Origin of the sequence: Psychroflexus aestuariivivens, from assembly GCF_004010055.1 — a bacterium.
Lineage (GTDB): Bacteria > Bacteroidota > Bacteroidia > Flavobacteriales > Flavobacteriaceae > Psychroflexus > Psychroflexus aestuariivivens.
On the sequence record NZ_RQVT01000050.1, the window covers coordinates 146,886 to 160,496 of the forward strand.

The 13,611-nt window shown below is 33.9% G+C and carries 14 protein-coding genes; 8 read left to right on the top strand and 6 right to left on the bottom strand.

Translation table 11 applies throughout. The features are described from left to right. Window positions 1–17: 17 nt before the first annotated feature. Window positions 18–1,361 (bottom strand): NADP-specific glutamate dehydrogenase, encoded by a 1,344-nt coding sequence (gdhA, locus tag EIG86_RS09335; protein WP_127845904.1) that lies wholly within the window; start codon window positions 1,359–1,361, stop codon window positions 18–20. Window positions 1,362–1,650: 289 nt separating this feature from the next. Between gdhA and EIG86_RS09340 the strand changes: the two genes are divergently transcribed. Together EIG86_RS09340 and EIG86_RS09345 are read left to right on the top strand one after the other, a co-directional pair. Beyond that, window positions 1,651–2,460, top strand: a complete 810-nt coding sequence (locus tag EIG86_RS09340) for an endonuclease/exonuclease/phosphatase family protein (RefSeq protein WP_127845905.1) — start codon at window positions 1,651–1,653, stop codon at window positions 2,458–2,460. A gap of 182 nt (window positions 2,461–2,642) precedes the next feature. Then, window positions 2,643–3,881 (top strand): APC family permease, encoded by a 1,239-nt coding sequence (locus tag EIG86_RS09345; RefSeq protein WP_127845906.1) that lies wholly within the window; start codon window positions 2,643–2,645, stop codon window positions 3,879–3,881. Between the two features lie 114 nt (window positions 3,882–3,995). On the opposite strand, the gene EIG86_RS09350 is transcribed toward EIG86_RS09345, so the two are convergent. After that, window positions 3,996–4,199 (bottom strand): dodecin family protein, encoded by a 204-nt coding sequence (locus tag EIG86_RS09350; RefSeq protein ID WP_127845907.1) that lies wholly within the window; start codon window positions 4,197–4,199, stop codon window positions 3,996–3,998. Between the two features lie 804 nt (window positions 4,200–5,003). On the opposite strand from EIG86_RS09350, the gene EIG86_RS09355 reads away from it, so the two are divergent. Then, the gene (locus EIG86_RS09355) at window positions 5,004–5,558 is read left to right on the top strand and encodes a DUF6090 family protein (RefSeq protein WP_127845908.1); all 555 of its coding nucleotides are present in this window, start codon (window positions 5,004–5,006) and stop codon (window positions 5,556–5,558) included. A gap of 284 nt (window positions 5,559–5,842) precedes the next feature. On the opposite strand, the gene EIG86_RS09360 is transcribed toward EIG86_RS09355, so the two are convergent. Then, the gene (locus tag EIG86_RS09360) at window positions 5,843–6,460 is read right to left on the bottom strand and encodes a ribonuclease H1 domain-containing protein (protein ID WP_127845909.1); all 618 of its coding nucleotides are present in this window, start codon (window positions 6,458–6,460) and stop codon (window positions 5,843–5,845) included. A 1-nt stretch (window position 6,461) separates the two neighbouring features. Continuing rightward, complete coding sequence (purN, locus tag EIG86_RS09365; protein ID WP_127845910.1) at window positions 6,462–7,049, bottom strand: phosphoribosylglycinamide formyltransferase; 588 nt, start codon at window positions 7,047–7,049, stop codon at window positions 6,462–6,464. 153 nt (window positions 7,050–7,202) lie between these two features. Here purN and EIG86_RS09370 point away from each other — a divergent pair, with 153 nt between their 5' ends. The 5 genes from EIG86_RS09370 to pyk all read left to right on the top strand — a co-directional run bounded on the left by EIG86_RS09370 (window position 7,203) and on the right by pyk (window position 11,628). Continuing rightward, complete coding sequence (locus tag EIG86_RS09370) at window positions 7,203–7,439, top strand: acyl carrier protein (RefSeq protein ID WP_003443663.1); 237 nt, start codon at window positions 7,203–7,205, stop codon at window positions 7,437–7,439. Window positions 7,440–7,457: 18 nt separating this feature from the next. Continuing rightward, window positions 7,458–8,708, top strand: coding sequence for a beta-ketoacyl-ACP synthase II (gene fabF / locus EIG86_RS09375; protein WP_127845911.1), 1,251 nt, complete (start codon window positions 7,458–7,460; stop codon window positions 8,706–8,708). Window positions 8,709–8,718: 10 nt separating this feature from the next. Beyond that, the gene (gene rnc / locus EIG86_RS09380; protein WP_127845912.1) at window positions 8,719–9,456 is read left to right on the top strand and encodes a ribonuclease III; all 738 of its coding nucleotides are present in this window, start codon (window positions 8,719–8,721) and stop codon (window positions 9,454–9,456) included. 253 nt (window positions 9,457–9,709) lie between these two features. Continuing rightward, window positions 9,710–10,198 (top strand): IPExxxVDY family protein, encoded by a 489-nt coding sequence (locus EIG86_RS09385; RefSeq protein WP_127845913.1) that lies wholly within the window; start codon window positions 9,710–9,712, stop codon window positions 10,196–10,198. Beyond that, a complete protein-coding gene (pyk, locus tag EIG86_RS09390) occupies window positions 10,198–11,628 on the top strand; it encodes a pyruvate kinase (protein ID WP_127845914.1) in 1,431 nt (476 codons plus the stop codon). Before EIG86_RS09385 ends, pyk begins: the two co-directional genes overlap by 1 nt. 92 nt (window positions 11,629–11,720) lie before the next feature. Here pyk and rsmI read toward each other — a convergent pair whose 3' ends face one another. Continuing rightward, a complete protein-coding gene (gene rsmI, locus EIG86_RS09395; RefSeq protein WP_127845915.1) occupies window positions 11,721–12,392 on the bottom strand; it encodes a 16S rRNA (cytidine(1402)-2'-O)-methyltransferase in 672 nt (223 codons plus the stop codon). Further along, complete coding sequence (locus EIG86_RS09400; RefSeq protein ID WP_127845916.1) at window positions 12,392–13,531, bottom strand: hypothetical protein; 1,140 nt, start codon at window positions 13,529–13,531, stop codon at window positions 12,392–12,394. The genes rsmI and EIG86_RS09400 overlap by 1 nt, the downstream gene beginning before the upstream one ends. Between the last annotated feature and the right edge of the window lie 80 nt (window positions 13,532–13,611).

Consider the following 13,611-nt stretch of genomic DNA (forward strand, 5'->3'; position numbering starts at 1 on the left):
AAATTTCTTAGATATATTTATACAGCACCTTGTGCTATCATAGCATCTGCAACTTTTACGAATCCAGCGATATTAGCGCCTTTCACGTAATCAACATAACCGCTTTCATCTTTTCCAAAAGTGACACAAGCTTCATGAATATCGCCCATAATGGTTTTGAGTTTAGCATCCACTTCTTCTGCGGTCCAATTGTAACGCATAGAGTTTTGTGACATTTCCAAACCTGAGACTGCTACACCGCCAGCATTTGAAGCTTTTCCTGGAGAAAATAATATTTTATTTTTGTGGAAAACTTCTATAGCTTCTGGTGTACAAGGCATATTTGCACCTTCACCGACTAAAATACAGCCGTTTTTGACCAATACTTTAGCATCTTCTTCTTTTAGTTCGTTTTGAGTTGCACATGGCAAAGCAATATCTGCTATTTCATGCCAAGGCGTTTTGCCTTCTACATATTGGGCATTTGGATAAGCATTCAAATATTCTTTGATTCGACCTCGCTTTTCATTTTTCAATGTCATAACGAAAGACAATTTATTCTGATCTATTCCTTCGGCGTCATAAATATAACCACTAGAATCTGACATCGTCAAGATTTTTGCACCCAACTCTATCGCTTTTTCAGCAGCATATTGCGCTACATTTCCTGAGCCAGAAATCAAAACAGTTTTATTTTCTAAAGTGTCATTTTGAGTCTCAAGCATGTGTTTTGTGAAATACACATTACCATAACCTGTGGCTTCTGGACGAATTAGAGAGCCACCAAAAGAATGACCTTTTCCTGTTAGAATTCCAGTAAATTCATTTTGAATTCTTTTGTATTGTCCAAACATATATCCGACTTCTCTGCCGCCAACACCAATATCTCCAGCAGGAACATCAGTATTATTACCGATATGTCGATAAAGTTCTGTGATGAAACTTTGACAAAAACGCATCACTTCGTTGTCAGATTTTCCTTTAGGATCGAAGTCTGCTCCGCCTTTTCCACCGCCCATTGGCAAAGTGGTCAAACTATTTTTGAAAACTTGCTCGAAAGCTAAAAATTTAAGAATACTCAAATTCACCGATGGGTGAAATCTCAAACCACCTTTGTATGGTCCAATTGCAGAATTCATTTGAATTCTATAACCGCGATTTACTTGAATTTCGCCATTATCGTCTAACCATGTGACACGAAACATTATGACACGTTCTGGTTCAACCATGCGCTCCAAAAGTTTGTGGTTTTGGTATTTTTTATTGTTTGCCATAAATGGAATAATTGCCTCAGCAACTTCCTCTACAGCTTGGATAAATTCTGGTTGATTTGGGTTTCTCTCGGAAACTTTATCTAAAAAGCCTTTGATTTCTGTATCCATTTTCAAATTCTTATTTATAGGTTGAATTATTAAAATTTTCGCAAAGATAATATTTCATTATTAGAGATAGCTTAAAAATTCATTAATATTCTTGGTTTGAGATAGAAAATCTTTAACATAATGATGAAGTTACAAAAATATATTTATAACTCCTGATTCTACTCATTTTCGGTAGCCAAAAATTATATTTTGAGATTTTAAATTTAATAGGATTCTAATGAGCGATTCAAAATTCTTTTGCTCTTTTCAATTTGAGCAGCAATCTTCTATCTTAGCGAAAATAATTCTTATGAAATCGCTTCGATTTTTATTATTAGTTTCAATTTTTTTCTTTGAAATCGCCTTTGCACAAGTCAGTTTGGCATCTTGGAATATTAAAGATTTTGGACAGTCGAAATCGGAGGAAGAAATAGCATTCATCTCCGAAACTCTCAAAGATTTTGATATCGTGGCAATACAAGAAGTGGTTGCGGGTCCTGGCGGAGCAAAAGCTGTAGCACTTTTGGCCGATGCCTTGAACCGAAGTGGTGCCAAGTGGGATTATGCAATCAGTAATCCTACGCAAAGTTCACCATATCGAAGTGAACGCTACGCTTTTCTCTGGAAACCTTCTGTTGTAAAATTGAAAAAGAAAGCGTTTTTGGAGCAAAACTATGTTAAGGAAATCGATCGTGAACCTTTTGTGGCTGAATTTGAATACAACAAGCAATCATTTTTTGTGTTCAGTATGCATGCTTTACCCAAAAGTAAGCAGCCAGAAAAAGACTTGAAATATTTTAAATTTTTTCCAAAAATTTATTCTGAAGAACGGCTCATTTTTTTAGGAGATTTCAACTTGCCATCTTCACATTCAGTATTCAATCCTTTAAAATCCATGTTGTATTTACCAATAATGGAAAACCAAAAAACTTCTTTGCGCACCAAATGCATTCAAGGTGATTGCTTAGCTTCTGAATACGACCACATCTTTTTGAAACCGTCTGAAATTCAAGTTTTAGATTGTGGCGTTATTCATTTTTATTTGAGCTTTGATGATCTTAAAACCGCACGTAAAATTTCTGATCATATTCCAGTTTGGATGCGGTTTAGTTTGAATTAAAATCTTTCTGTTTTGAAAAAAATTTAGTTAGTTAATATTAAAGTTGTTTTTTTTGAAAATACCAAAACCTTTATTTTCTAAAATCCTTTTCTGAATTCAAATTTGTTCATAAAGTATATTATTTTTGAAGATGATTGGTTTTAAACTCAGATGATTCCAAACAGATTATTCAAATCTTAGATATGGGTAAAAAAAAGCTTAAAAAGACTCTTGGTTTATTAGACATTTTGATGTTTGGTATAGGCGGTATTGTTGGAGCTGGCATTTACGCAATTATTGGAGAAGCCGCAGCGCTTAGCGGCAATATGCTTTGGCTTAGTTTTATCATCGCGGCTTGCATAGCTTTACTTACTGGACTAAGTTATGCTGAATTTGTCAGCAGATTCCCTGATTCTGGCGGAAGCTTTGAATATATAAAGCAAAGTTTGGGGCAAAAATCAGCTTTATTCATGTCAATTTTTATGATTTTTACTGGAGTTGTAGCAGCTGCCGCTATTGCTATTAGTTTTGCGAGTTACTTGACAAGACTTTGGGAATTTCCTTCATGGATTATCGTAATTGGTGTGATTGGCCTAATGGCTATATTTAATATTTTCGGAGCCAAATACAGTTCTTATTACAATTCCCTTGCTACAGTGATAACTATTGGTGGTCTGGCAGTAGTAATAGCTTTTTGCCTACCTGAAATTGGTAAAACTGATCTCACGAAACTCAATGATGCCGGATGGAACGGTGTTGTGGCTGCAAGTGCTTTAATTTTCTTTAGTTTTATTGGTTTTGAAGACTTGGTCAAAATGGCTGAAGAAACGAAAAATCCTAAGAAAGTTATGCCTAAAGGTGTCTTGTTAAGCGGATTGATTGTACTAGTTATTTATGTACTCATTGCCCTAAGTTCAGTTAGCGTTCTTGACTGGAAGGAACTTGCAAACGCAGAAGGACCACTTGCCGCAGTAATTGAAACCAAATTGGGCTCAATCGGCGCAACAGGACTTGTTGTCGTCGCATTATTTGCAACCAGCAAAACCATTTTGAGTAATATTTTGGGGACTTCCCGGTTACTTTATGATGTTGCCAGAGATAGTGACATCGATTGGCTTAAAAAATTCACTACAATTTCTGGTATTGGAAATGCTCCAAATTATGCAATTATAGCAATTACCATCGTCGCTATTGCGTTTGGATTGCTTGGTGATTTAAAATTGGTGGCTAGCATCAGTAATGTTTTTATTTTTATTGTCTTTGGAATTGTCAATTTTTCGTTAATCGTTTTTCGATATAAGAATAGAAAAAGTAAACAAAAAGCAGCTTTTCATATTCCATTGAATATATTGAACATACCGATACCAACTGTTTTAGCATTGGCAACTATTATAGTTCTTTTTGGGTATAATATTTATAACTTAGCTCAGGGCAATTTGTGAAAATTACTAAGGTTTTGAATTAATATCATTGGATGACTAAAACCTTTTAAACAAAAAATAGGGTAAATATTAATCAAATAATATTTACCCTATTTTTTATTAGACTCCTATTATTTAACTTTCTAATTCGAAAGAGATTTTTGCATTTACTGCAAAGGAAACAATACGATCTCCCGTAACATTAGCATTCATTTCTTTCACATAAACTGATTTTATGTTTTTCACACTTTTGGAAGCCTCAATTACGGCATTTCTAGTTGCGTCATCGAAACTTTCATTAGAACTTGCAATTACTTCTATAACTTTTACAATACTCATAATTTAATGTTTTAATGGTTATAGCTCTAAATTAAATAAAGAATATAGTTTGCCGAAGAATTTAACAAAATATAACGAAAAGTGAAATCATTAATCTTAATAAAACATGAAAAATTATTTTAAATCAACACCAGAGATGTTTGCAATTAAACTTTAATCGAATGAAAACCAAAGTGTTTCACCTTACATTGAAGTTATCACATCAATAATGACTGAAAAAACATTCGTTTAACCTGAATTTAATACAAAGAATTTAGGTTCAATAAGTTAATCAAGAAAAGAAAGTCTTCTGAAATCTATTAAACTGAAACAACTTTAAGTCCTTCTTACTCCAATTTAAAAGGTGTTTGTTTCAACTAAAAAAACAACAGATTTGGTGTTTATAAATTGAAGACAAATCAAAAAAACTCGAACTTTATTACTCAGTCTAGGCTTAATCTTATAATTTTACATAATAATTCTTTTATTGGTTTCGTGAATTATTTCAACACGAGGTCAGCCTTTAAATAGAGAATTTGTCCAAAATCATCTTATGGAAATGACTTTACTAGCACTTTTACCGTTGTTTTTTTTAGTATTGAGCCATAGATTGAAATTTTTATCCAAAGCCATAAAATCTCAAAAATCAAAAACAATCTTAGCTGAAATCCTACTCTCATCATGTCTTCTAGTAATAGCGGGGTTTATGCTTTATTTATTGACTTTTGAGTCCTAGGTTCTAAAAACGCCAAATCTTCATATCTGAGTTGGTTTTGCTTTACAAATTAGTTTAAGTACTTTTAATGAATATTAGAAACTTGATTTATGAACTCCATTTTCAAAAAAGTACGAGAAAAACTAATAAAACAAAATAGATTGAAGCGTTATTTCATCTATGCTGTTGGAGAAATAATTTTAGTAGTCATTGGAATTTTAATCGCACTACAAGTCAATAATAAAAATGAACTTCGCAAAAAACATGATTTAGAAATGAAGTTCATTTCCAACATAAAAAGCGATCTACAATCTGAAAGCAATGATTTGAAAAATATAATCGAACGTAGAAAAAGTAAAGCATTATCAGCTCAAAACATGGCCAGTTATCATGCCAAAGGAGAAGTTGATACCTTAAAAAACTATTACACTAATTTTGCAAACGTTTTGTATTGGGAAGTGCATCATCCAAACGATAAAACTTTTAGAGAATTGATCAATTCAGGGAATTTATCTTTGATTCAGAGCAAAGCAATCAAACGAAACTTACTTGAAATGGAAAGTCAGTACAACCAAATTCAAGAATTAAGAGAACATACAAAGCACGATTACGAAATGTTTTTTATAAGGAATATAAAAATATCTTCAATTTTTCAACTGCAATAAATGCATGGGCAAACCCAGATGGTAATCATAAATTTTCAAAATCTGAAGTTGAAACCTGTTTAAAAAATAATGCGATCAAAAACGGTTATACTTTAGCCGCTTTTAATAATACAGAAATGGGAAACAGAAGTGAAAAAGTCCTGGAAATAGTCGAAGAAACTATCATCCTAATCAACGAAGAGAGTCCTCCTGAATTAAGTCAACAAATCCTCAATTAATAAATATAAATGAAACAAAATTGAAATTAATTGAACACTTCTGTCAAATTCAATACAATACTCAAATTATTTCCTTCCAAAATCCGCAGGAATTTCTCCCCAAGATTTGGTTTCCCATTTCAAAATTTTGTTAGAATAGCTGGTTTTTCTCAACCAGTCTTCAGCACGAACAATGAGTTGAAACAATTTCTCATTTTTCGGTGAATGCTTCAACTTGGTTTTGCATTTTTTCTGTCGCACCCAACTGATTGCAATCCTAGAATCAGAATAAATCGCAATGTCAGATTTTTTTTCTTTCAAAAAAGCCAGCGCGTGAACCAATGCTAAAAATTCGCCTACATTATTAGTGCCTTGCTGAAAAGGTCCCATTTTGAAAAGTAAGCGTTTACTTTTTGTCACCACACCCTGATACTCCATCAAGCCAGGATTTCCACTGCAAGCAGCATCCACAGCAATAGAATTCCAATCGATATCTTGAATATTTTTAGGCGTAGATTTTTTTTCTGATTTTTTATAAGAGAAATAGCCCAAACTGTAAGCATCTTTAGCTTCAGTTAAACTAGGAAAAGACTTGTATTTGGCATTTGGGTAATTCTGAATTTTTATTTTGCATTCATTCCAAGTATCATAAACACCAGGTTCTACGCCTTCCCAAACGACATAAAACTTCTTTTGTTTCGCCATATTATTTCAATAAATCATGAATAACTTTTGGAAAATGTTCATACTCCAAAGCGTGTATTTTTTCTTCCAAAGAATTCAAATCTTCATTTTGATCAAGTTCACAGGTGAACTGCGCAATAATTTCACCTTCATCAAAATTTTCATTGACATGATGTATTGTGATGCCACTTTTGGAATCATTATTTTTCAATACTTTTTTATGAATTCTTTCTCCATACATATCTTTACCTCCATATTTTGGAAGCAAAGACGGGTGAAGGTTTATTATTTTGTTAGGAAATGCCTGAAGGAAATGCTTAGGGATTTTGAGCAAAAATCCAGCTAAAACAATTAAACTCGGCTCAATATCTTTAATTATATCAACCAAAGTTTCCTCTTCAAACAAATCTTCCTTGTCAAAATGAACCGCTTTTATTCCCAAATCATGGGCACGTCTCAAAACCTTTGCAGATTTTTTATTAGAAAACACATGCGTGACCTCATACTCATCCAAATCCCTGAAATAGTGATAGATATTGATTGCATTTGTCCCATTTCCAGAAGCAAAAATGATGATTTTTTTTATATCTTTTTCCGATGTTTTGTTCATAATTAAAGCATTAAGAATTAGTTACCTAAAGAAATTAATTTTCAATTTTAAAATATAATTACGTAAATTTAAACACATTTTTGACTTTAAAACTTGTTTTATAGCAAAGTTTTTTATTTTTGCCAACTGAAATAAACATAAAAAAATATAATCATGTCAGACATTGCATCAAGAGTAAAAGCGATCATCGTTGATAAGTTAGGCGTTGACGAAAATGAAGTAGTCACAGAAGCTAGCTTTACAAACGACTTAGGCGCGGATTCTTTGGATACCGTTGAACTTATTATGGAATTCGAAAAGGAGTTCGATATCCAAATACCAGACGATCAAGCTGAAAACATTTCTACAGTAGGTCAAGCAACTTCTTACATCGAAGAAGCTAAAAAATAAAAAAAACAATTTTATTTCATGGAATTAAAGCGAGTCGTAGTAACAGGACTTGGTGCTCTGACGCCAATCGGTAATAACGTAAAAGAATATTGGGAAGGTTTGAAACACGGTAAAAGTGGTGCTGCCCCAATTACTTATTTTGATACCGAACTTTTCAAAACGAAATTCGCTTGTGAAATAAAAAACTTTGACGCTAAGGACTATTTCGATCGAAAGGAAATTAGACGTTTGGACAAATTTGCACAATATGCGCTCATCTCTTCAGACGAAGCTATCTTAGATTCTGGAATTGATCTTAACGTAGTCAACAAACATCGTGTTGGTGTAATTTGGGGTGCCGGAATCGGCGGCCTAGAAACCTTCCAAAACGAAGTTATTGACTTTGCTAAAGGTGATGGTACGCCAAGGTTCAATCCATTTTTCATACCAAAAATGATTGCAGACATTGCTCCAGGCAATATTTCCATAAAACACGGTTTTATGGGTCCAAATTATGCTACAGTTTCTGCATGTGCATCTTCAGCTAACGCTATGATCGATGCATTAAATTATATCAGACTCGGCTATAGCGATGTCATGGTCACTGGCGGTAGTGAAGCTGCCGTAACACAAGCAGGAATGGGCGGTTTCAACTCTATGCATGCACTTTCTACTAGAAATGATGATCCACAAAAAGCCTCACGACCATTTGACGCAAACCGAGATGGTTTCGTGCTTGGTGAAGGCTCTGGAGCGTTAATTTTAGAAGAATACGAACATGCTAAAGCTAGAGGCGCTAAAATTTATGCGGAAGTCATCGGTGGTGGAATGTCATCAGACGCTTACCATATGACCGCACCACATCCTGAAGGTACGGGCGTTATTGCAGTAATGAAAAATTGTCTTGAAAATTCAAATCTGAAACCAGAAGATGTAGATGCCATAAATACTCACGGTACTTCTACGCCACTTGGCGATGTTGCTGAGTTGAAAGCAATAAAAAAGGTTTTTGGTGAACATGCAAAAAACATTAACATCAACTCTACAAAATCTATGACAGGTCATTTGCTCGGTGCTGCTGGTGCTGTAGAAGCTATTGCATCTATTCTTGCAATGCAAAACAGCTTAGTCCCACCGACAATCAATCATGAAACTGCAGATGAAAATATAGATTCGGAGCTTAACCTTACATTGAACAAACCACAAGAACGTAAATTGAAAGTCGTTATGAGTAACACTTTTGGATTTGGCGGTCACAATGCTTGCGTAGCATTTAAGTCTTTAGATTAGCGTTTTTTCTATGAAATTCTTTAAAAATATACTGAATGAATCCCGTTTTGAAGAAGACGGGATTTTTTTTGATAAGATTCAAAAGATCATTAAAGTTAAACCTAGTCATCTTCAAATCTACCAACAAGCTTTTACGCACGCATCTACTCAGAAAAAAGACCAAAATGGCAATTCATTAAATTATGAACGTCTGGAATTTTTAGGCGATTCCATTTTAAGCGCTGTTATTTCAACATATTTATTCAACAATGCTCCAGAAGGTGACGAAGGTTATCTCACAAAAATGCGTTCAAAAATAGTTAGTCGAAAACACCTGAATCAATTAGGAGAAGAACTGGCACTAACAGAACTTATGACATCTTATTTGCCCGTCAACAAACTTGGCAAAAACATCTCTGGCAATCTTTTTGAAGCTCTCATTGGTGCTATTTATATTGATAAAGGTTATAAAGCTTGCGAAAATTTTATTTATAAAAAGGTAATCAGCAAATATCCAGATATTGAAAAACTGGAAAAAAGAATCGTAAGCTACAAAAGTCTTATGATAGAATGGTGTCAGAAAAATAAATTCGATTTTGAATATATTATTGAAGATGATTTAGGGAAAGATGTAGAAAAGCATTTTGCCGTTAAACTGATTATCAATAACGAGATTATTGCTAAAGCAAGAGCAACTTCCAAGAAAAGTGCGGAAGAAAAAGCATCGCAACGCGCATATTTCGTTTTTCAGAAAGAAATTCCGGTTTAGTTGCAAAAATTAAATTTAAAATCTGGTTATATTCAACCCCTTTTATTTCACTTCTAAGATATAAATTGCTCTTATTTTTTTAAATCATCAAAATTAAATTTTACGAAAACGTTTTCCTTGTTAGTTTGTTAATAATTAACGTACCAACATTTGAAACGTCCTGTTTTGTTTCATATATTTACGAGCCGTTTGAATTAAATTGGTGAGATTCTGCCGTAATTTTTAAAATTTATGCAGTAAAAATTTTAGACGCATGGCAAAACATAAAACCTTGTTGATGAATGATTTTGAAACTAGCAATTTCAAACTTATAGGAATTCACGCAAGTATAGAAGCTTATAAGCTCGCCTTTTTAATCAACAAACATTTGACTATTAATTTTGAAAGGATGAGTAATGATTTGGATTTCAAGTTTGGCGATATAAAGGCCAACTTTCCTATTTTTCATTATTATGATCAAGATTGGGATGCTAAATCTTACCTAATTTCAAATGTCTTCAGATATGAAGAACAAGAGTCAAGAACTGCCAATGGACTTTTCGATACCTACCGCGAGGAACGTATCAAAAATCTTATTCCTGAATATCCAAAAGTTGATTTTCTAATGAAAATCAATGACGACTTAGATATTTTCGATATAAAAATCACTATTGATGATTTGCTGAAAATTAAACAAATCTCAACAGCATTTCAAATAGATCAAAACAAATTGAAACACCCAGAAAATCTAATTTTAGACTAATGAAAACATCAAAGAAAACAAAAATAGTTTCGACACTAGGACCAGCAACTAGTAAAAAAGAAGTTTTGAAAGATATGCTTGAAGCCGGTGTCAATATTTTCAGAATCAATTTTTCACATGCCAATTACGATGATGTCAGAGAAAGGGTAAAAATGATTCGCGACCTCAACGACGAATATGGATTCAATGCCGGAATTTTAGGCGATTTACAAGGTCCTAAATTACGTGTTGGTATCATGAAAGATGAGGTTGTCGTAAATCTCGGCGATGAAATTACTTTCGCCACAGGAGAAGAATTTGAAGGCACAAAATCTCGTGTTTTCATGAATTATGAAACTTTTCCGCAGGATGTGAATCCAGGGGAACGCATCCTTTTAGATGATGGAAAACTTATTTTTGAAGTAGTTTCTACAGACAAAACTTCTGAAGTTAAAACTAAAGTTATCCAAGGTGGGCCTCTAAAATCAAGAAAAGGTGTCAACTTACCAAATACTAATATTTCTTTACCTGCTTTGACAGATAAAGACGTAAAGGATGCCATTTTTGCTTGCGAACTTAAAGTCGATTGGATTGCCTTGTCTTTTGTAAGATTTGCTAGTGATCTAAAAGTGCTTCAAAAATTGATCAAAAAACACAGCGACCATAAAATTCCTATTATATCGAAAATCGAAAAGCCAGAAGGTGTCAAAAATATTGATAAAATTATCGCTTATTGTGATGGACTGATGGTTGCTCGTGGTGATTTGGGTGTTGAAGTGCCTGCACACGAAGTCCCGTTGATTCAGAAGCAATTGGTGAGGAAAGCAAAACAAGCTAGAATTCCTGTAATTATTGCTACGCAAATGATGGAAACTATGATCGATAGTTTGACACCAACTCGTGCAGAGGTTAACGATGTAGCAAACTCTGTGATGGACGGCGCAGATGCTGTGATGCTTTCTGGAGAAACTTCTGTCGGAAAATATCCAGTGCAAGTCATTGAAAAAATGTCTCAAATTATCAAAAGTGTAGAAAATTCTCCTTTGATTAAAGTCCCACACGAAGCACCACACATTAAAACTAAAAGATATATTACTAAATCAGTTTGCTTTCATGCAGCTTTGATGGCCAATGAAATTAAAGCAACAGCTATTTGCACATTAACTAACAGTGGCTACACAGCATTTCAGATTTCTGCCTGGCGACCAGAATCGCATATTTTGGCTTTTACATCTAACAAAAGAATTCTAACACAATTGAGTTTGCTTTGGGGTGTTCGCGCTTTTCATTACGACAAATTCAGCAGTACAGATGCTACAATTGAAGATATCAACATTCTAGCGAAAGAAGGTAAATATGTAGAAAAAGGCGACTTTACTATTAATCTTGCTGCTATGCCAATTGAAGATAAAGGTATGGTCAATACTCTACGTGTGTCCGAAATACAATAATATTTCAATTCATTCAAAAACTAAAAAACCATCCTGAAATAGGATGGTTTTTTAGTTTAAATATTTTTCACTTTAAATATTGTAGATAGCGACTAAGATTTTCCGGCAAGTACAAAAACAAATTCACCTTTAGGTTTATGATTTTCAAAACGTGAAATCACTTCCCCCAAACTACCGCGAATAGTTTCTTCGTAAATTTTAGAAATTTCCCGCGACACTGAAATTTGACGATCGCTGCCAAATTTTTCTTTCAACTGTTGAAGCGTTTTCAAAACTTTGTAAGGCGATTCGTAAAAAATAATACTTCGATCTTCTTCTGCCAATGCGTCCAATCGTTTCTGTCTCCCTTTTTTAGGAGGTAAAAAACCTTCAAACACAAATTTATCGTTAGGCAAGCCACTATTAACCAAAGCTGGTACAAATGCCGTCGCACCTGGCAAACATTGAATTTCAACGCCTTCCGCGACACAAGCTCGCACCAATAGAAAGCCAGGGTCTGAAATACCTGGCGTTCCAGCGTCAGTAATTAAAGCCGTGTTTTGCCCATTTTGTATAGCTTTCACTATCCGTTCGGTAACTTTATGTTCATTATGCTGATGATAACTTTGCATCGGTGTTTCAATGTTGAAATGTTTGAGTAAAATACCACTCACACGCGTATCTTCAGCTAAAATAACATCTGCAGATTGTAATGTTTTGACGCCTCTAAATGTCATGTCGTCCAAATTGCCAATAGGCGTTGGCACCAAAAATAATGTTGCCATTAATCAAATTTATTTTGTAAAATTTCTAAAAATCGCTCTTCTGTTGCTTCTTTATCTTCCCAATTGTTATAATCTGGCTTGATTTGATGATCTAAAAATCTTTTAGCTTCGTCATAACTCGACATTGTATTGAGCTGTGAAAGCACGCGGTTATAATCATCCACATTACCATCGAATAAATGTTTGGTAAATGCAATCCTGTCGTTCAAACCTATTTTAATGCCTTTTTTCAACTGATCGTTCAAAGAGCGTTTGTCTGGACTAAGTGAATTAATTTTAGTTTGAATTTGTTCTGGTTCTTGCGGTTTTTGTTTAGTTTCTGAATGTTGTTCTGGTGAAGACTTCTCTTCAGCAGAATCGGATGCTTGTGATTTCTTTTCAGATTCAGATTGCTGTGAAAAAATATCAGGCTGATTTTGAGTTGGTGGCGTTTCTGGAGACGAATTTTGTTCAGACTCAGTTTTGGAACTATCTTTATTTTCATCTTCAGGTTTTGGTTCAAAATCTGGTAAATCATCATAATGAACGCCAAAACTATTGAAATCATCTTCTGTAGGATAATTGCCTTGTTCTTCTTTTTTCTTAGGTGAAGGTTTTTCAGACTCCTCAGTATTTTCAGTTTTATGCTCGCTTAAAGTCGAAGGCTTTTCAGCTTTGTTTGCATCCTTGGATTCAGTTTCTGTTGAAGGTTTCTCAGTTAAGTTTTCAGAATCCTCGGTTTTTGGTGTTTGCTTTTTTTGTTCAGAATTGGCATTATTTTCATCTCGTAAACGTTGGAATTCAGCTAAAATCATATCAACTTGTTCAGATTCTACTGGCATCTGTGAGACAATATCTTTTATTTTTTCTGTGTTAGGTTCCGAAATAGGTTCAGGATTATATTCGGTGCCATCTGGACTTTTGAAATGTCCGCTATCTTCGTCAATATCATTAAATTGAGATGAATATGCTTTTGAAAATTCTTGTTTACTCACATCTGGCTGAATGCCACCAAAATGTTTTTCAGCAAAAGAAAGTATCGCCAATTTATCGTAAAGTAAAGCCGCTTCTTTCTTTAACTGGTGAATATCACTGCGATTTTTCATTTTCAGAATTCGCTGTGCCAGACTTATTATTTCATCTTCCAAAACTCTCTTCATAATATTTGTGATTTTCTTTTTTAAAGACCCTTTTATTTTTGCTAATTTTATCCTGAAGAATCAGAATTCAAGTTTTATTT